This is a genomic window from Thalassorhabdus alkalitolerans, from assembly GCF_042656525.1.
Classification (GTDB): domain Bacteria; phylum Bacillota; class Bacilli; order Bacillales; family Marinococcaceae; genus Thalassorhabdus; species Thalassorhabdus alkalitolerans.
The window spans coordinates 24,571-43,852 of sequence record NZ_JBHSOZ010000004.1 but is presented as its reverse complement, the minus strand read 5'-3'; the positions used below and the strand labels follow the sequence as shown (position 1 = coordinate 43,852).

Sequence of the window (19,282 nt, the reverse complement as noted above, 5' to 3'; positions counted from 1 at the left end):
ATTTCCCCCTTTCTTCCAAGCTTATAAGGCTTCCGCCGTTTCCTCAACTGTAAAATTCAAGATTCTCACTTTACAATCATAACCGGGCAAGAAACTCTTTTGGCAACCTTATGGCTTACACTTCCAAGAACCAGGCTTTGCAGATTATTCAGTCCACGGCTTCCTATTACCAGGCAGTCATAGGATTTGTTGTTTGCATGTTTTATAATGGCGGGCCCCGGTTCTCCGTGTAAAAAGACAATATTATAGGATGTCTTTTCTTCTTTCAGCACAAGCTCTACTCTCTTCAACTTTTCTCTTCTTTTTTTTTCGAGGACATATTGGTAAGAATGATTCAGGTTGTCTGCTTTCGACGTTTCCCCGTCAACTACATAAACTACATCAACTTTCCCTCCACTTGCTTTTGCTAGCTGTGCTGCCTGCTTTCCTGCCCGGAAAGCATGGTCTGACCCGTCTGCCGCTAATAAAATATGTTTGTACACTAATGCTTTCACCTTCCTTAAATTTATAACTTACTATTAGCTTATGTCTGGAAAGATGTTAAACATCTCAAGATCTTCATTTATAAAACACTATAAGAATAACCACCTTTTTATGTTTATAGTACTTTGGCACAGTTAGGTCCAAAGATCTGACAATAAACAGGTGCACATGGCCTTATTAACTGGTAAAATTATCATATAAATAGGTACATAAATCTAATTCTTGTGAGATAAGCAGGCTTTTTTTGGTCTGCAGAGGGGTGAAAAGGTTGTTGCTTAAAAAGAGAAAGAGTAAAGAAGATACAGCTTTGTTTCGTTTGGAAGAAAATGAGGGGGAAATTGTTCTTTGGAGTGAAAACAGAGAGGTTAGCAGGCAACTATCCATGATTGATTTACAAGAGGAAGATCTCCTGGTTCTGCAGAAGCTGCGTCCTCTTGTGAAGGAAAATATTGAAAAAATTGTGGCTCAGTTCTACAAAAACTTAGAGAAGGAAAGCTCTCTTACTAAAATTATCAATGACAACAGCTCGATAGACCGGTTAAGCCAAACCCTTACGATTCATATAGAGGAGATGTTTACCGGTGTGATTGATCAAGCTTTCTTTGACAAGAGAAGTAAAATTGCTCAAGTTCATTTGCATATTGGCCTTCAGCCAAAGTGGTACATGTGTGCTTTTCAAGACTTATTATTATCATTGATTTCCCTGTTTGATGAAACCATAGAGAACAGAGAAGATTATAATAAAGCAATCAAAGCCACGACAAAAATACTCAATATTGAACAGCAGCTCGTTTTGGATGCTTATCAGAAACAGCACGATGAAATAAGAGATGAACAAGAAAAAGCGAAAATCCATCTTCGTGAGGAAATTAGGAAAATGACGGAGTCACTGGCTGCTGTTTCAGAAGAAACGACGGCCTCTCTTGAAGAAATTCTTTCAAAATCACAGTATATTTCCAAGCTATCAGTGAGCGGGGCGAAAGCTGCAGCGATCGTGGAAGAAAAATCAGTATCCGGGAAAGATGATTTAACAGTTCACCAGGAATCTATGATTAAAATTGATGACAGTATGACTAGGATCATTGAGGAGATCAACCAACTGAAAGCTGTATCCAAACAAATTGGAAGTATAGTAAGCATGGTTACTCAAATAGCAGATCATACAAATGTCTTAGCATTAAATGCCTCTATAGAGTCTGCGAGAGCAGGTGAACACGGAAAAGGCTTTGCTGTCGTAGCAAAGGAAGTAAGAAAGCTGGCTAATGAAACAAAAACAAAAGCTTCCAGTGTTGACGACTTAATTGTTAAAACCGAGGCTCAAATTGATAATGTTTCTACGTTTGTTACGGAAGTAAATAGCCTTATTGCCAACAGTTCAAGCAAAATGAGAGATATTAATACCCTCTTTGGAGAGTTTGTTTTCGAAATGAAGCATAGTAAAGAACAGAGTCATCTTATTGAAAAAGAACTTCATTCTTTCCTTCAGGGAATAGATGAAGTGGGGAAAGCGATAAACCATCTGTCTTTGTCCGCTGAAGAATTGTCTTATTTAACAAGCAAACAACAGGAATAATTACCAAGAGTCTGGGACAAAACTCCGCTAAATAGAAGGACCCTCACCGTCGGTGAGGGCTTTTGCTATAGGAAGTATTTTAAACAGTTTATTGTTCAAAAATACACTCGCTTGCACCTAAAGGCACAAGTGCGACATCCGTTCAAGCATCATTTCATTCGCTTTCACGGTGTCTTCTTTGCCGCGGGCAAGGCTTCAGCTAGCCGTGGAAAATCGCCCCGGCGGATCTTCAGCTCTTGCTTTTCCCGCAGGCGTCTCGTTATGTTTGAACCACCGACGTATATGTACACAAAAATGATACCTTCTGATAAAGTTAAATCACCACAAAATAACAGAATCGGAGGTATCCTTATGTTTAAAGATTATAACATGAATCAAGTTGTTTTGCCGATGGACCTTTCTTATAAACTCTTTTTTGGACACAAATGAGGAAGATTTTTTCTCTTTGCCATCTTATATCGTGGCTGATGCGAGTTATGGAAGTGAACAGAATTATGAAGACGTGTTTAACAATCGTCAGCGAACCCCACTCATCACATACGGCATGTATTGCAAAGAGAAGAAAAAAGCATATAAGAACCAACCCATTCAACGTAAGTAACTGGATTTTTGACCAGGAGACCGATTCTTTTACCTGTCCGAATGATAAGAAACTGAGCTTTACGTATTGGTCGACAAGAACAGATAAATCAGGATTTGAACGTAAGTTTAAGGTTTATGAAAGTAAAGATTGTTTGGAATGTCCACTTCGTTCTCAGTGCACGAAAGCCAAGGAAGGAAGTAACCGCAAGGTTTATTATAATGAGAAGTGGGAAAATCAAAAAGCCTATATTCAAGAACTGCTTTCAGACGAAGAAACCGGCGAGATCTACGGGAAGCGTAAGGTCGACGTGGAGCCAACCTTCGGATTTCTGAAGGCTAATTTGCGTTTCACCCGAATGTCGGTGAGAGGAAAAAAACAGGTGAAAAACGAAATTGGATTTGCATTACTGGCGGTGAACTTGAGAAAGTACACCGCCCATAAGCCCCATCATTCCAATTCTGATCAACAAAAAGGTGCCAGCTATCGAAAATCGATAACTGACAACCTTTTATTTCTTTTCAGAGACTGTTTTGTCCCAGCCTCTTTCTTCTTCCCTATTCCACGTTTTCAATTCTTTCTATATAATCCCCATATTGGTCTGCGTATTTCTCATACACCGGCTCTACCAGCTCTCTAAACTCCTCAATATTAATATCTTCCATAGGAATAATTTCGACACCGTTTTCCACTAAGTTATTGTGCTGCTCTTCTTCGAGTTCCTGAGATATTTCACGTTGCACTTGGGCATATTCTTTTCCAAGTTCTATAATAGTTTCTCTTATATCTTCCGGAAGCTCCTCATATAACTCATCATTAATAATTAATGTAGCCGAAGCATAATATAATCCCGATTCCGTAAAATATGGCAGCTGTTCATAGGTATTTGTACTCCAAATCACGCCATACGACTGGTCTGTTCCGTCAATTACTCCTTGCTGAAGGCCGCCGTACACTTCAGGGAAAGCCATTGGAGTAGGATGAGTGCCTAAACTCTCATACGTTTCGATTAAAATATCACTTTCAATTGTTCTCATATTTAACCCGTTTAAATCTTCAGGCTCTGTAATAGGTCTTTTGTTATTGGCAAAATGACGCTGGCCATTTTCCCAGAAAGCAATCCCTTTAAATCCGGCACTATTCATACCATCAAGTATTTCTTGTCCAATTTCTCCATCCAATGTTTTGTAGGCATGATCTAAGTCCCTGAATAAAAACGGAAACTCCAAAGCTGTCACTTCTGGAACAAAATTACTAATTACCCCGGTAGTGACAAGGCTCATATCAATATTCCCTATTTGTACACCCTCAGCCAGCTCTCTTTCCCCTCCTAAAGAGCCATCACCAAAGATTTCAAATTCTACTCTTCCATCTGTAGCTTCTTCTACAGCTTCAGCATAAGCTTCGAAACCTAGTGCATATGCCTCTCCCTCAGGGGCAATATGCCCTACCTTAATAGTAATTACATCTGATTCCTGGTCTGTTCCTTCATTCTGTGCATCTGCCGCTGAGTTGCTATCATCTCCACAAGCTGACAAAAGCAGAGCCGCTGCAGCCATTGAAGATAAGGATATACCCTTATTAAGTTTCACCGTAATCTCTCCCTTAATTTTTAAAATTTTCCCTTTTTTATATACAATTATTTTAGCGCTTAAAAGCGACAAAGTAAAGAAGTGTTTTTTTACTAACTAGATTTATTAGAAGTACTGAAAAAATAAAAAACCGATTGGCTTTTTAAGAGCAAACGGTTTTTTATAAATTATAGAGTAACGAACCGGGAGCGATAAGGGAACGCCATGTTCTGTTTCTTATTATCAGTGGGCGATATTCTTTCATTCAGATAGAATCAAGGGCTTCTTCAAGATCCTCCCAAATATCTTCCCAGGCTTCAAGACCGATAGACAAACGCAAAAGTCTTGCTGATATAGCCATTTCTTTTCTTTCCTCCTCAGGCACCACTGCATGTGTCATGGAAGCCGGATGCTGAATTAACGTTTCTGCATCCCCAAGGCTGACTGCTATCCGTACCATCTTTAATTGATCTACCATTTTCTTAATATCTTCAAGTGTTCCTTTTACTTCAAAAGAAATGAGGCCTCCTCCCTTCTTCATTTGCTTCTGCATAATAGAGTAATCAGGGTGATCCTGGTCACCAGGGAAATATACTCTTTGAATTTTAGAATGCTTTTTTAGCTCTGTGGCAATTTTTTCTGCATTCTCACAATGTCTATCCATTCTTACTGCCAAAGTTTTGAGTCCTCGCAGGAGCAGCCATGCATCAAATGGTGAAAGGACTCCTCCGATATCCTTTTGTGCTGTTTTCTTTAAATAGGTAACGATCTCTTCATTCCCGGCAAGAAGACCTGCTATGACATCTCCATGTCCTCCAATAAACTTAGTCGCACTATGAATAACAATGTCACAGCCTTTTTTTAACGGTTGCTGCAAATAGGGGGTGGAAAACGTATTATCTACAATTACTTTTATTCCTCTTTCTTTAGCTATAGAGGCCACTTTCTCCAAATCTATTAATCTCATTGTAGGGTTAATCGGTGTTTCTATATAAATACATGTTGTGTTGCTTCTGATATTAGATATTATTTCTTCAGGCGTATCTAAGGAGGAAAAAGTGTGGTCGATATTGTATTTTTCTTTTAACAGCTGAAGAAGTCCGAAGGTACAGCCGTATACTCCTTTTGAGCACAAGATATGATCTTCTTTCTTTGTGAAACCTATTAAAGCAGCCGATACTGCTGCCATACCCGAACTAAACGCCAGTGCTTTCTCGCCTCCCTCAAGCTCAGCGACTCGCTTTTCCAGTGCATCTACCGTGGGATTAGATATCCGTGAATATATGAACCCTTCTTCTTCACCGGAAAATCTATTTGCACCTTCGTCCAATGAAGAAAAAGTAAACGTAGAGGTTTGATAGATAGGCGGAGTCAAGCTGTCAAAATGCTCATTCGGTTCGTACCCGCCATGTATAGCTTTTGTTTCAAAACGACTCGTTTTCTTTTTCATCAAATCCCCCCTTGACCTTTACTATAAGCATACACAACAACTTTTCTTTTTGTAAGCGCTTTCTAACATTATATTGTTTTCTCCTCTTAGTAATACTCATATAACATAGAATCCTTTTTATGTAGGCTCTGTCAAAGCTAATATTGATTTTCATAAACCATTTGATTATAGTAACCACAAAATGTAATCAAGCCTTTATTAAAAAAAGCCTCATCGATTTCTCGATGAGGCTCTTCTCACTATTTCCATACGTCATTTGCGATGCTGATCACATGTCGAACCTTGGCCCATTGTTCTTCTTCGGTAAGAAGATTCCCTTCTTCTGTGGAGGCAAAACCACATTGAGGGCTTAAGCATAACTGCTCTTTTCTTAGATATTCTCCTGCTTCTTCAATTCTGTTCTGAATTAGATCTGGATCCTCTAGCTCTGGAAATTTAGATGTGATCAGACCAAGGACAACATAAAAATCTTCGCGCTCTACATGGCTTAACGGTTCAAAGCCTCCGGAACGTTCATCATCAAATTCAAGAAATAAAGCATCTACGTTTAATTTCTTGAACATAATTTCGGAAACCGCATCATAACTGCCGCTTGATGCATACGTGGACTTATAGTTCCCTCTGCAAACGTGCATTGTTATTGTCATATCATTTGGTTTGTCTGCGATCGCCTCATTTACAGTGTCAACGAATAATTCAAGGGTTTCTTGTGGGTCAAGACCTCTGGCCTGAAGCAGTCCCCCCGACAGAACCAGGTCCTTGTCCTTCTCGGCCTCCAGGAATAATGACCAAGTAGTATCATCAAATTGCAGGTGGCGGCAGCCTGAGTCATATAAAGCACTGATTGCGTCTTTGTATACTTTAACTAGATCAGCAAAGAGTTCAGATTCTGAAGAATAGAATTTTTTTTCTTCATCCGTTACTGTCCTGAAAATAAACATGCTAGGACTCGGTATTGTGATTCTTGCTTCATGGTCTCCCTTAATACTGTGAAGGAATTTGTATTCCTTCACCACAGGATGATCGCCAAAAGACAGCTTGCCCGTCACCTTAGCACCTTCTGCCTTTGTTTCCGTTCCTCCGCTGAAGATAAGGCCTTTATCCAACGTGACAAATTCCATTCCTTCTACTTCTTTCATGAAATCCAAATGGAACCATGCACGTCTGAATTCCCCATCTGTTACAGCTTTTAAGCCAGCTTCTTTTTGTTTATCTACCAGTCGTTTTATTTCTTCATTCTCCATTTCCCACAGTTCCTCAGCTGTGATTTCCCCTCTGTTCCTCTGCAGGCGGTCTTTTTTTAATCGTTCCGGTCTTAAGAAACTGCCTACATGATCTGCTCTAAATGGTCCTTTTACTGTATCACTCATTTTATTCTCTCCTCTTCTATTTTTGAGTTTCTCACTAGTAAGACTGTCAGCGTCACGACACAGACAACTGATAGAGGATAGTACCCTATTCTAATTAACAACACAAAAAAGCAAACAAACCACAGCGGCCTGAATGCTTCTATCAAACTATGTAGCATAAGGAATGAACCTTAATACAATTAATTCAGCAAACACCCCTCCCTATTTCCCGTAGGTCCATGTGTAATCATACAGGCAGGTCTCCTGACTTATCTTCATTGTTTCCTGCTCCTTCCCGCTTTCCAGCAGTGGATCTTTGCAGGTTACTCAGATTTACAGTGGCGGGAACCGTGCCGGACTTTCACCGGCTTCCCTTTTAAGCTGTAATGTATAAAACCAACTTACAACACCTGTTTAATATTATTTAATTATACTTCTGAGTATATAGCTGATTCCTTCCCTTTGTCCATGCTTTTAGTAAAATTTTCTATTATGTCAGCATATCCTCAATACTCTTGTTCTTGTTCTGTTAATACTTTTTTTATTTCTTCTATTTTCGCCATAGCTGTCTCATACCCTAAATCAATACAATGACTAGCCTTCCGAAAGTCAAAAGCCCCGATAGCTCCTACCTCCGGATAGAGATTATAATCGGCTTCCTTATGCTCTGCTTCCATTTGGGTTTTCAATGAAAGGTTGATGACGTTATTGATGACTTTGACGATGCTTGCTGAACCAGACTTTGCATTGATAATAGGTGTAATAGGATCTACAGAAATAACGCGTTCTGCTCCCAATGCCCTGCATATTCTAACAGGACAATTTGAGGTAACGCCACCATCAATCAACATTCTTTCTCCATAATGATACGGTTTAAAGAGTACTGGAATCGCAAAGCTAGCCCTTACGGCATCTGCTATTGAAGTATTGTTCACATATTCATAATCTCCCACAGAATTTGAAGAAAAAACAACGCTTGTCCCCCGCCCGTAATCAGTTGCTACGATTCCGCATGGTATTTTCAAGGAAGACAGAGGTTCATCCCCTGTGTGTTGTACCATAATATTTCGTAAACGTTCCCCTTTCAATATCCCTTCTACTCGGGGCCGAATAAATAAGGCTCTATAGAAAAGAGATCTCCAGTCAAAATCAAGCAAACGCCTGTTTAACGAAGGAACAATCCTTTTTAAAGTCTCTGCTTTATGGCCATAGGCGTATAACGCCGCTACCATAGCTCCAGAACTTGATCCGGTTACGTGTGAAACCTTAATTCCAGCTTCTTCAAAAGCGAGCAGCACTCCTACAGCTGCCGACCCCGGTATTCCTCCTCCGGCAAATGCTAACCCGGTTTCCATACATGCACACTCCTGTAATCATGAAATAAATTCTTTGATGCGCAGGTTCAATTCAACACTTCTTTTTAAAGGAATCTCATGTCCGCATTTTTTTATAAAAATCAATGTACTGTCCGGCAAAAAACCTTTCATGGGCAAAGCATACTTACCAGTAATTCTGTCCTTTTCCCCGTATACAAGTAAAACAGGTACTTTAATAGAAGGAAGACGTTTTGTACAATCATAATGCAAAAAGGCGTGATAAAACTGTGAGGCATCCAGCCCGTTTGTTGGTAAAGATGCTTTAAGCAAACTCAAAAACCTTTGCCAGTCATTTGTATTGATGATGGCTCCAAAAAAGGCAAGGAACAACGCGGGTTTATCTATAAGCGATAACCGAACTCCATTCTTCACAATAAAATAAAGAAGGCCATCCACCACCTTAGGGACAGGGCCGAGTTGAATCAGGCCTTTGACAGCCCCAGGGTACTTAAACGTAAATTCAAAGGCAATAGAGCAGCCTGCTGAATAACCGCAAAGCCATGCTTTTTCAATACCAAGCCTGCCCAAAAGTTCTTTCAGGTCATTTGCTATATCTGAAAAATCCCATGGATCTGGGGAGGAGGCTGTTCTCCCGTGTCCTCGTATATCCATTGAAATGACATGATAGTCTGAAGATAATTCCTCCAATTCAGGACGGTAAACATCGCTGGGATGCACGGGGCAATGAATAAAAACAATGGCTTCCCCTTTACCTTTTGATTCATAATATGTTTTTAATCCATTTATCTTCATAAATGGCATAGCTCCTGTCCTCCATAATTAATGTATGATCCTATTTTCACTGTTACCCGCTCTGTTCCTCTGGTAGTCACTGTTAGATTGTGACAAAATATAAAATTCATACAATAATCTCCCCCTTGCCATTTATGCCAATGAGTTCTACTAACTGCCAGGGAGACATGATAAGCTGTATGTACAGAAAAAACTCTGAAAGAAAGGCGGTTTGCTTTATGAATGGCACTCAGCGCAGCAGTTTGTACCCGGGTTTAAAAGTAGAGATTGTATTAAAAAAAGATCAGCGAAGCGGCAAGCTGACTCAAGGAATTGTAAAAGACCTATTAACAAAATCAGCAACTCATCCTCACGGTATTAAAGTCAGACTCGAAGATGGCCAGGTAGGACGAGTGAAAAATATAATTGATTAGGTTTTACACCTAACGTTAACTATCAAAAAAAGCACCGCCTGGGTGCTTTTTACACTTTCTCTTATTTATATTTCGATTATTTTCTACTGAAATTTTAACTGGCTTTTATCATTTATTTAAAATAAGTACTGTTTTAATCTTCTTGGACAATTAACACGTCACATGAGCAATGGCGGGCAATGCTTTCTGAAACCCTTACATATTTCTCATTAGATTCCTTTCCCACTATCACTAGATCACTACCAAATTCCAGCGAGCGTTCCTTAGATATTTTCACGACAGGAGATCCAAAATTAAGGGTGGTCTCCACATCTTTCAGTCCCGCGGATCTAGCTTCTCTTTCACAGATACCAAGGAGAACATTCCCGTGCCTTTCAGACAACTTCATAAAAGCGGGGTCTTCTTGCTGCTTTTCGGGAAACGCACTGTAATCAATTACATGAGAAATAATCAGCTTACTGTCATTTTCTTTTGCCATTTCTATCGCTCTTTGTAATGCAAGCATAGCTTCCTTTGTCCCATCTACTGCTACCAGAATAGAGGAATATATAGAATTCACCGCTTTACTCCCTCCAACAATTAAGATTACCATTCAAAAAAGAACTTAAAAAACATAGCAGAGCTTGTATAAAGAATTACTCCAAACGCAAAGGTTGGATAATGAGCCTCACGGTGTTTGGGGAGCTCATTACTTAAAACATTAAGAATCATTGCCCCTGAGATAAATGCAAAAATAATAGCTTCTAGTAAATAAGAGATAGACAGCCAAATCCCCATTATCCAGCCTATCATTACCCCTGAAGCCATAATATATCTGCCCACAGCGACATATTGGGTTGGATAATACCTCCAAATATCGTGAGCTACAACCAGAAAATGAAGCCCTAGAGCAGAGGCATAAAACATAGCCTGCACACCGCTTACTTCAGTAGAAACAAGAGTATAAGAAACCAATATGTTATAAAGGGCAAAGAAGGATACCTGCACCCAAAAGTTTGAGGTGCTTGATGCACTTTGTACTTTACTAAAATTCCCCTCAGAGTATTTCTGTACCCCGTAAAAAACGAGTAAACCTACTAAGCATACAAAATATAGTTCAGTTTGAGTGGCTAAACGCCCATATTCTTCTTTGATGGCATGCTGGTGGTCGTGAAGATATGGCAATACATAAATAAATACATAAGAAGCTGCTAACCCGCCAACAAAAGAAATCCACTTTTCACGTCTCAGCTTGTTTGAAGGCACCAATTTATATGCGAATAGATAAATAAAGGAATAAAACACTCCAATCATAATAATACCAAAGGTCATAAATACAGCCCCTTACATTTACACCAAAAACATCCCCCCATACTTTGAAACCACCTGTAAATAAAAATGCGTAAATAAAGAAACTTTAGAGAAGTAAGCAGGACGATGGAAGGCTTTTTTTATAATTAGGCTGATTATAATAAATTGACAAGGGAGGAGCCGTGAGGTACATCACAGTTTATCTCTAATCACCTCTTGTTGACATAGTCTTGACCTACCTTTTATTTTCACACGATAAGGATGTGGCTACCTATGTAAAAAATAAATTGATCTTTACATACTTTCCACTGTTCAGCTTTGCACGGAGGAATTAAAAAATCAAACAAATAAAGACCCGCACACTTTGAAAAAAGTGTGCGAATCTCACCCCAAACAATCAACTAAGGAAGTTGATTATATATTTTCGTTTTCTTTGCTAGTGGATTGATTATTAGTTATTGTTTTAGCTGCTTTTATTTTTTAACATGTGAGGAGGACCTTGGTCGCACCACCCGTGATTTCCGTTACTCTAGTGTTATTCACTTCCCCTTTCAATGCTATTTGCACTGTTGAATTTAGACTGAACGGTGGTTAATAATCACATGAATATACATAGATTGGTGGAATCCTAATCATTTCTTTTAATTATATTTAGTTAGTGCTGTTCCATTACTTTTATTTTCTTTTGTGTTTCTTCTATCTCAGCATCTGCCACTCCTTTCGCCTGCTCTCTCTGTAGTACCACTCTTAAGGTCTGAAATAATATTTTAATATCAAGAATTAAAGATAAATTCCTTACATACAAAAGGTCGAATCTGAGTTTATCTTCAACAGTCGTTGTATAATTAGCCAATACTTGAGCAACACCTGTAATACCTGGTTTAACGGCAAACCTATGCTCATACTCAGGTATATCTTTCTTAAATTTTTTTATAAAAAAGTCTCTTTCAGGTCTGGGACCTACTAAACTCATGTCACCCTTCACAACATTAAACAGCTGAGGTAGCTCATCCAGTCGCAAAGCCCTCATTATTCTTCCAAGCTTAGTGATCCGTGGATCATGTTCGGAAGCGAGAACTGGACCCGTTAGTTTCTCGGCATCCTGAACCATACTTCTAAATTTATAAGTAATGTATGGTTTTTCATGAAGCCCTATTCTTTCCTGCTTAAAAATAGCTGGGCCTCTTGAAGTAAGAGGAATTAAGACAAACAAGGCAATAATAATTGGACTAGCTGCAATTATTATTAGGATGGAAAATACAAAATCAATTAGGCGTTTCACCTGTAAGGTTCCTTTATTTGCAACCATTGGTTTTAAAGAATATACAAGCATGTCATCGATTTGTTCTGGCTTCAACTCAGTCAACAACAAATTATAAAAGGTAGGTACAACCATAATTTCTTTTCCGTTACTGCTGATTAACTGAACCATTTCCGCTTTCTTATCTTCAGTAATACTTGGGCTTATCAATACTGCATCTACTACACTCAAATCACTCTTTGTTAAATTTTTGTTTTTTACGTTCGTATATCCATGCACTTGAAACCAGCCTGGTTGATGCTTAAGTATTTTCTTTGCCAGGCCTGCGTCCTCTCCTTTGTCTTCCCCTATTATCAAAACTTTTTTTAAGCCATGATTCTTTTTTTGTATGGACCATAAAGGGATATGCATGCCGCCAATAAAAAATAGTTGAAAGGCAAAGACCAGTAACACCAATCCAGAGGACAGGGGAACTTCAGAAAACCAAGATATCCCTAAATTAATTAAACACACAGTCGAAAGCGCCAATACAATTGAATAAACAAGGTTTTTGATACTTTTTCTTTTCCAGCTTGAATATAAATCAAATAAATTAAAGCTTACAATTGCTACTAACGATGTAATTAGAATAAGTTGATGGTTTATTAAAAGATCATTTGTTGAAGAGAGGGCTTCATAAACCCCGTAGGCTGCAAAAAAACCGACATATAACAGTACCAAATGCAATAATATTAAAAACAATTTACCGAGGCGAATATTGGACTCTATGTTCATGCTTTTTCCTCCTCTCTTACCCACAAACTACAACAATTCTTTTTTTGTAAAGGAGAGTACCTTTATTAGACATGGGCCTCCCTCTCTTTCATCATCATTTCCTTTTGTGTTTTATGAAGATCAATATACTGGGAAAGGGTATCATTGACCATTGCATCCAATGAGAATTCCTTTTCTACCTTGGCCCTTGCGTTAATTATAACGTGTCTGCGGATGCTTTCATCATTTGTTAGAATCTCGATTTGTTCAGCAAATTGGTTTTTATCATGCTGAGAGATTAGTATACCCGTCGACTTGTCTATCACAGCTTCTCCTACCCCTCCTCTATCAATGGAAATAATCGGGGTCCCTACTGCCATAGCTTCTAAGATCACCATTGGGAATACTTCTCTATGAGAGGTTAACAGCAAAATATCAATGCTTTTTAGAAATTCCTCTGGTTTGTTAACGGCTCCAACCATCTTTACATTTTCTTGTAAATTCAATTGGTTAATTTTCGTTTCTAACTGCTCAAGCTCTGTCCCAACCCCACCTATAAGGAATTCCATATTTAAACGGTTTTTACATGTGTTTGCTACATCAATGAAGAACTCAATATTCTTTTCCTTGGATAATCTCGCTAATATTCCTACCTTTCTTATATTTCTCTCACTATCACGCTTGAATGTGAACTGTTGTAAATCTACTCCATTATGCACTGTTACTATTATCCTACTGTCTACCCCTAAATCTACTAAATTATCTTTCTCACATTCACTAACTGTAATAACCCTGCCAACGTGTTTATTAATTATCTTGCTAAAAAGGGCTGGATGTTGCTTTTCTAAATAAGTAACATTATGCTTTGTATAAATAATTTGGACCGGTTTTCTTGCGAGGCTTTGAAGAATAATTGAGTAGAAAACCATGCGTAAGCTATTGGCATGAATAATGTTTATATCTTTTTCTGTTACCACCTTACGAAGCTTTCTTATATTTTTAAGATGAGAATTGCGATCCAATTGCCAAAAATGCTTTGTTTGAGTTAGCTTTTCATAAAGCTCTCCGGGACCAGCAGCAGCATAGAAATGACAGTTATCATGATGTAATTTATTCATTAGCTTACAAAAGTAAATTTCTGCTCCGCCGGTTTTTAACTTATCTGTAAGTAAAAGCACATTCATTTTTAGTCCTCCTTTATCCACTTGCATGGTTTATTTGTTGTGGCGAAACAGGAGACGTGCCGGCCCCTTTTTTTGTGTTAAATAGCAGTTCTTTTTCTTTTAATCTCTCTTTATGCAAGTAGACTGAAAGTATAGCCAAATACATGAAAAACATATCGTTTATAATCACTGAAAGTGACAGCATTTGAAGAACATAGCCGATAAAGGTTAATAATAAATAAGGTTTTTTTCTGTAGACCTGATACTGGAACATTTGTACAAATACAACTACTACAAACAAAGTAAAGGGAAGAATGCCAAGTAAGCCGGATTCAGATAAAATATCTAAAAAGGTATTGTGCACACTTAGGTCATCATTGAAATAAAATTCATTATAATCTGAAAAATTAAAGGCTCCGATTCCGACTACTATACTAGAATTAAAAAACTCCCAGGCTCTTTCCCATAACTCAAAACGCCCGCTTCCTCCATCCGTTGAAAAGTCTTCAAACCTGGCATCTATCATTCCCCATATATTAAGGTTTAAATGAAAGACAGTGATATAAAAGAGAATGCTTGTAGAAGCAATCAAGCTAAATAACATTTTGACCTGTTTTACCGGGTTATTCATAAGTAAATAGATTAATAAAATAATGAAAAGAGCCAACAGCCCTCCTCTCGAAAAAGTTAGTAAACTTGTAATTATACAGAGACCCAAGCCCACTTTGTTTCTTAATCCATGTGTGTTACATAAAAAGTAAGCAAAAAATATCGTATTATAAAAAACAAAAAAATTCGGATCCTCTAACAAACCAATAAGACGTGGGTACGTTCTATCCACCATGACTCCAAGCTCAACAATTCTTTCACCTTGAAAAGTAAAGCCAAATTTATTTAATCCAAAAATATACAAAACTAAGCTAGCAAGGTTGAAGATTATTCCTGCATATGAAAGGCTTTTTTCAACCTGTTTTGAAGAAAAATGTAAGATAATGGATTTCATAATAAAATAACAAGTTAAATAAATGATAATACCTACCATGATTCTAAAACTTGAGCCAGGATATAAAGCAAACGCTCCTGAGAAGACATACATGATATAAAACATCCCCATAATAATTTCAAAAAGGTGAACTCTTTGAAAATATAAAGAAGATAGATGGAACATAATAAAGACAAATAGAAAGATCATATAGGGCTTTAATGCAAATCCTATATATAAACCATAGTTGGCTAAAGTCACCGTCAAAAACATCAGAATCAGAATAAGGTTTGAAGGAACAGACGTTGAGAGTTTATTAGGCTCCATCTTTTACCCCCTCTGATTTATTTATGCCAGAACGATCAACCAATGTTTTAGTTATAAAAAACTCCTTAATTTTCCCTCTCATTTCTTTATCCAGCATCATAAAGATTCCAATAAACAGTAAGTTAATAATAAGGGCTAACAAAGGAATATGGTTCAAGAAATAACTGCAAACCCCTACACTGATTGCAAAAAATGTCATGTAGGGTAAAATTGCTCTTTTGGCAATAACAACCCGGTGGGGGTTGCATAACCAAAACCCTGTCAATGCCAGCATTTCAATACATACTCCTGCCAAAGCAGCCCCTATTACACCATAAGGAAGGCTGAAATAATAATACATTACGGCTCCCAATATAACGGCAATTAACTGTACTGTCATCCGATGATTTTGGCGGGACCTTGAAGTCAAACCGTCTGCAAGGGCTATATTAACAGACTGAAGAACAAGCATGACTGAAAGGATTTTTAATGGAACAACAGCTCCAAGCCAGTCCGCCCCAAAAAGAAGGCTAATAACAAATTCAGAAAGGTGAAAAAATATAACACACATAGCCATCCCTATCAAAGCCATAAACTTGATTTGGTTAATGTTAAGCTTCAAATGTTCAACAAGTAATCGTTGGTTATAGTACCTAAACAAAACTGGGTAATAAGCTCCAGCAACAACAAATGGAATTTGCTGCAATGCCTGCGGTATTCTATACGCAACAGCAAACAACCCAACCTCAGCCAGACTGATTGTGTTTTCTAATACAATAGGACCTAAGTGCGGCAAGATGATAAATAAGAATCCACCAATGGTAAAAGCCCCTATGTTTTGTAAAATCCCCTTATGAAAAGGGCATTTCACAGGAATTCTTATATGTTTCCTTACTAGATATAGTCCAAATAATCCACCCATCATATAGGAGAAACCATAGAGAAAAGAGATCAGGTATGGACTTAACGAAGCAGCCATTCCAATAGATAAAGTTAGTAAAAGACAAACAGCCGAGACGATACGTATCAATCCAAAAAAATGCATTTTTTCAACTAACTGAAAATACGTGGTTCCTATGCTTTGTAATGCGACCCCTGTAACCATGGGAATAATTAAATAATAAGCTGTCTTCAGTAATTCCTGATTGTTTTGATGGACAATTTCAATCAGCAAGAATCCTCCAATAAAAACAAACAATAGCAGTGTAAAGCGTAGCTTTATATAAGAAGACATTAATATAGGTGTATCTACTTCTTTTTTGGATCCTTCTCTTAAGACAATGCCACTTAATCCAGCATCAGTAAAATACCCCATGATCATGGCAATCGCTAATACGACACTGAATAATCCATAATTATATGAATGTAAATAGTATGCTAGTACAATTAACGCTGAAGCATTGATTGCGCTTGATAAGGCCGTGCTGTAAAATAGATGAATTACATTTTTTGCGATGGAGTTTTTTTTCATATTACCACCTTAATAACGAAATACCTGGCTACTATCTTTTTACTTTGTTTGGTAAATTACCCCAAGAATCCTATTATTGCTTCTTTCGAGGCTCTCCTTGGCTTTATGCAGCTCCTCTGTTTTTGTACTATTCTTTTGAACTACTATTATTACTCCATCACAACCGGCTGCCAGTACATACGGTTCAGAATAAGGAATGGCAGCTGGGGCAGCAAAAATAATAACGTCATAAATCTCTTTCCAGTAACTAATGAGCTTGTTGACCTTACTAATTTTAAATACTTCCCCTGGATACTCTATGTTCGCCCCTGCGGGAAGCAAAAACAGACCCTGGATATTAGTTTCCTTTTCATTTTTGACCATTTTTTCCGGGTCAGTCCATATAAGAGTATCCACAAGGCCGGTGCTATTGCTCACTTCAAAAGTCTCATGCAACAAGGGCATTCTAACATTGCCATCCACCAGCAATACCTTTTTATCCTGGTGAGCCATGGCTGCTGCTACCTTGGCCGATATAACTGCTGTATCACTGCTGGGTTGAGGAGAAGTAATCATAAAAGATACGGATCCTTTAGACAGTTCATTTTCTAAACTTGCACTTATCACTTTAATTTGTTCGTTACTTCTGCTACCGCTCATCACATTCAATTTATTCTTAATATGATTTTTCAGCACTTATCTTACCTCCTTTCTTTCTCTTAGCGACTTCCAATCCTTTATTCGCCTTAGTCTTCTGACTTCGTGGCTGATCTTTTAGATCAACTTCCCCTAACACAGTGAGACCTAAGACTTCAATTTCCTTATAGCTTTTTATAGAGTCATCGAAATAATCCCTCATTAACGCTAAACTCCCACCCATTATTAACGCCACCACAAAACCAATGACTAAGTTCAGTGCTACATTATCCACTCGTGTTAAAGAAATGGTTTCTTCTGTGTTGCTAAGAACTTGAATAGCATCCATGTCAAACGATCCGTTCATAGTTTCTACAGTCGTTTCTGTTATAGTAGAGGCCAATCCTTTAGCAATTTGCGGATCATTATCCCTTACAACCACGTTAATGATTTGTGAGTTATCATTGTTATTAATAGTAATCTTTTCGATCAATTCGTCATGGGGAATATTAAATTCTCCATTAATAGCATTCAAGATAATGGGACTTTTAATAAAGTCGATAGATGAAGCCAAAAGCATATCGATCTCTTGACGTTCACCGTAGTATTGTTCTTCGGTTTTCAGCTCACCAACCAACAAATAACCAGTCGCTTCATAGGTAGGTTTAACTAAAAAAATTAAGGCAAGAGCTGTCAATACAAACACACAAAAAGAAGTGATGACAATTGTTATTATCCGTCTTCTTAAGATGTTCAAAATCCCCTTGATATCCACACTTTCTTCCATGCTTTTCTCCTCCAAGCACTATATAATCTCTACTGCAATGTTTTTATAGTAACTTATAGTGTCATGCAGTCCCTCTGATAATGTATACATTGGTTCCCAGCCTAATTCAGATGTTGTTATTTTATTCGATAAATAACTATCTCTTATATCTCCTTCTCTTTCTTCTGTGAATTGTGGAAATATCTCTTTATTGAAAGCTTTTGCCATCTCATCAATAATCTCAACTACTGATGTCTTTTTTTCAGTGCTCACATTAAAAACCATGTCGTCTCCATTTTCTAATGCTGCTACATTAGCTTTGGCTACATCCTTTACAAATATGAAATCTCTGGTTTGCAGCCCGTCCCCAAATATGGTCGGCCTATCCCCTTTCATTATTTTTTCTATAAATATAGCGACTACTCCGGCTTCACCATGAGCATCTTGGCGCATTCCATAAACATTTGCATATCTTAAAATGGTATAATTCAAGGCGTATAATTCTGAAAACATCTTTATATATGATTCAGCATTAAGCTTTGAAAGTCCGTAAAAAGATATTGGTTTCCATTCATGCTTTTCATCAATAGGCAAGTAATGAGGTTCACCATACACGGCAGCTGTTGACGCAAAAATTATTTTCTTTACTTTATATTGAACGCATGCTTTTAATACATTAATTGTTGCAAGTATATTCTGCTCCCCATCATATACAGGCTTCGATATAGAATGTGAAACAGATACTTGAGCAGCCATATGAATCACATAATCCGGGTTTTCTTTTTCAAAAATTTGATTTAAATTATCACGAATATCCACTTTATAGAAGGTCACGCCATTTGGCAGGTTTTCTTTTTTCCCTGTAATTAAATTGTCAACGACACTTACTTGGTACCCTTTAAGTAATAACTCCTCAACAACATGAGACCCAATAAACCCTGCTCCTCCTGTTACCAATACTTTCATGCCGTTCACTCCTTTTTTGTTTACAATATTGTTCTTCATTAAGATTACATTTGTGCTTTATTGAGAACAAATGGACAAAAAAATATAAAATCAACATAAAAAAATAGTATTTTGTGCTATTTATAGAATGTTTTTTGATTATATTCCTTTTTTTTAAAAAA

General features: G+C 37.7%; 18 protein-coding genes, 1 pseudogene and 1 riboswitch. Of the genes and pseudogenes, 3 read left to right on the top strand and 16 right to left on the bottom strand.

The features are described from left to right. Positions 1-65 precede the first annotated feature (65 nt). Positions 66-482 carry a universal stress protein gene (locus ACFPU1_RS09725; RefSeq protein WP_385940585.1) on the bottom strand — a complete coding sequence of 139 codons (417 nt, stop codon included), beginning with the start codon at positions 480-482 and terminating at the stop codon, positions 66-68. Positions 483-751: 269 nt separating this feature from the next. Between ACFPU1_RS09725 and ACFPU1_RS09720 the strand changes: the two genes are divergently transcribed. Next, positions 752-2,056, top strand: a complete 1,305-nt coding sequence (locus tag ACFPU1_RS09720; protein WP_385940583.1) for a protoglobin domain-containing protein — start codon at positions 752-754, stop codon at positions 2,054-2,056. 164 nt (positions 2,057-2,220) lie between these two features. Here ACFPU1_RS09720 and ACFPU1_RS09715 read toward each other — a convergent pair whose 3' ends face one another. Then, positions 2,221-2,346 (bottom strand): hypothetical protein, encoded by a 126-nt coding sequence (locus tag ACFPU1_RS09715; protein ID WP_269758167.1) that lies wholly within the window; start codon positions 2,344-2,346, stop codon positions 2,221-2,223. Positions 2,347-2,468: 122 nt separating this feature from the next. Here ACFPU1_RS09715 and ACFPU1_RS09710 point away from each other — a divergent pair. Beyond that, positions 2,469-3,276, top strand: a pseudogene (locus tag ACFPU1_RS09710) (transposase); the annotation flags it as partial. Here ACFPU1_RS09710 and dctP read toward each other — a convergent pair. The 5 genes from dctP to ACFPU1_RS09685 all read right to left on the bottom strand — a co-directional run bounded on the left by dctP (position 3,194) and on the right by ACFPU1_RS09685 (position 9,144). Continuing rightward, positions 3,194-4,228: a TRAP transporter substrate-binding protein DctP gene (gene dctP / locus ACFPU1_RS09705; RefSeq protein WP_385940581.1), complete on the bottom strand. Its 1,035-nt coding sequence runs from the start codon at positions 4,226-4,228 to the stop codon at positions 3,194-3,196. The pseudogene ACFPU1_RS09710 and the gene dctP overlap by 83 nt on opposite strands. A gap of 244 nt (positions 4,229-4,472) precedes the next feature. Beyond that, positions 4,473-5,657, bottom strand: a complete 1,185-nt coding sequence (gene megL, locus ACFPU1_RS09700) for a methionine gamma-lyase (RefSeq protein WP_385940579.1) — start codon at positions 5,655-5,657, stop codon at positions 4,473-4,475. A gap of 239 nt (positions 5,658-5,896) precedes the next feature. Beyond that, the gene (locus ACFPU1_RS09695; RefSeq protein ID WP_385940577.1) at positions 5,897-7,027 is read right to left on the bottom strand and encodes a 5-methyltetrahydropteroyltriglutamate--homocysteine S-methyltransferase; all 1,131 of its coding nucleotides are present in this window, start codon (positions 7,025-7,027) and stop codon (positions 5,897-5,899) included. Between the two features lie 216 nt (positions 7,028-7,243). After that, a riboswitch (cobalamin riboswitch) is annotated at positions 7,244-7,435 on the bottom strand. A 77-nt stretch (positions 7,436-7,512) separates the two neighbouring features. Then, positions 7,513-8,361, bottom strand: coding sequence for a patatin-like phospholipase family protein (locus ACFPU1_RS09690; RefSeq protein ID WP_385940575.1), 849 nt, complete (start codon positions 8,359-8,361; stop codon positions 7,513-7,515). A gap of 18 nt (positions 8,362-8,379) precedes the next feature. Then, positions 8,380-9,144, bottom strand: coding sequence for an alpha/beta fold hydrolase (locus ACFPU1_RS09685; protein WP_385940573.1), 765 nt, complete (start codon positions 9,142-9,144; stop codon positions 8,380-8,382). A 209-nt stretch (positions 9,145-9,353) separates the two neighbouring features. On the opposite strand from ACFPU1_RS09685, the gene ACFPU1_RS09680 reads away from it, so the two are divergent. Beyond that, a complete protein-coding gene (locus ACFPU1_RS09680; protein ID WP_054636015.1) occupies positions 9,354-9,548 on the top strand; it encodes a YwbE family protein in 195 nt (64 codons plus the stop codon). A gap of 133 nt (positions 9,549-9,681) precedes the next feature. Here ACFPU1_RS09680 and ACFPU1_RS09675 read toward each other — a convergent pair whose 3' ends face one another. From ACFPU1_RS09675 to ACFPU1_RS09635, 9 genes are all read right to left on the bottom strand, one after another. Continuing rightward, positions 9,682-10,107 (bottom strand): universal stress protein, encoded by a 426-nt coding sequence (locus tag ACFPU1_RS09675; protein WP_385940571.1) that lies wholly within the window; start codon positions 10,105-10,107, stop codon positions 9,682-9,684. 26 nt (positions 10,108-10,133) lie between these two features. Next, the gene (locus ACFPU1_RS09670) at positions 10,134-10,859 is read right to left on the bottom strand and encodes a hypothetical protein (RefSeq protein ID WP_385940569.1); all 726 of its coding nucleotides are present in this window, start codon (positions 10,857-10,859) and stop codon (positions 10,134-10,136) included. Positions 10,860-11,493: 634 nt separating this feature from the next. After that, positions 11,494-12,873, bottom strand: coding sequence for a sugar transferase (locus ACFPU1_RS09665; protein WP_385940567.1), 1,380 nt, complete (start codon positions 12,871-12,873; stop codon positions 11,494-11,496). 65 nt (positions 12,874-12,938) lie between these two features. Then, positions 12,939-14,036, bottom strand: coding sequence for a glycosyltransferase family 4 protein (locus ACFPU1_RS09660; protein ID WP_385940565.1), 1,098 nt, complete (start codon positions 14,034-14,036; stop codon positions 12,939-12,941). 13 nt (positions 14,037-14,049) lie between these two features. Further along, on the bottom strand, positions 14,050-15,324 hold the full coding sequence (locus tag ACFPU1_RS09655) for an O-antigen ligase family protein (RefSeq protein WP_385940563.1): 1,275 nt from the start codon (positions 15,322-15,324) through the stop codon (positions 14,050-14,052). Further along, on the bottom strand, positions 15,314-16,774 hold the full coding sequence (locus ACFPU1_RS09650; RefSeq protein ID WP_385940561.1) for an oligosaccharide flippase family protein: 1,461 nt from the start codon (positions 16,772-16,774) through the stop codon (positions 15,314-15,316). Before ACFPU1_RS09650 ends, ACFPU1_RS09655 begins: the two co-directional genes overlap by 11 nt. Before the next feature lie 39 nt (positions 16,775-16,813). Beyond that, positions 16,814-17,449 carry a CpsD/CapB family tyrosine-protein kinase gene (locus ACFPU1_RS09645; RefSeq protein WP_385940559.1) on the bottom strand — a complete coding sequence of 212 codons (636 nt, stop codon included), beginning with the start codon at positions 17,447-17,449 and terminating at the stop codon, positions 16,814-16,816. Beyond that, positions 17,430-18,176 (bottom strand): YveK family protein, encoded by a 747-nt coding sequence (locus tag ACFPU1_RS09640; RefSeq protein WP_385940557.1) that lies wholly within the window; start codon positions 18,174-18,176, stop codon positions 17,430-17,432. The genes ACFPU1_RS09645 and ACFPU1_RS09640 overlap by 20 nt, the downstream gene beginning before the upstream one ends. 18 nt (positions 18,177-18,194) lie before the next feature. Then, positions 18,195-19,121 carry an NAD-dependent epimerase/dehydratase family protein gene (locus ACFPU1_RS09635; RefSeq protein ID WP_385940555.1) on the bottom strand — a complete coding sequence of 309 codons (927 nt, stop codon included), beginning with the start codon at positions 19,119-19,121 and terminating at the stop codon, positions 18,195-18,197. Positions 19,122-19,282: the final 161 nt, after the last annotated feature.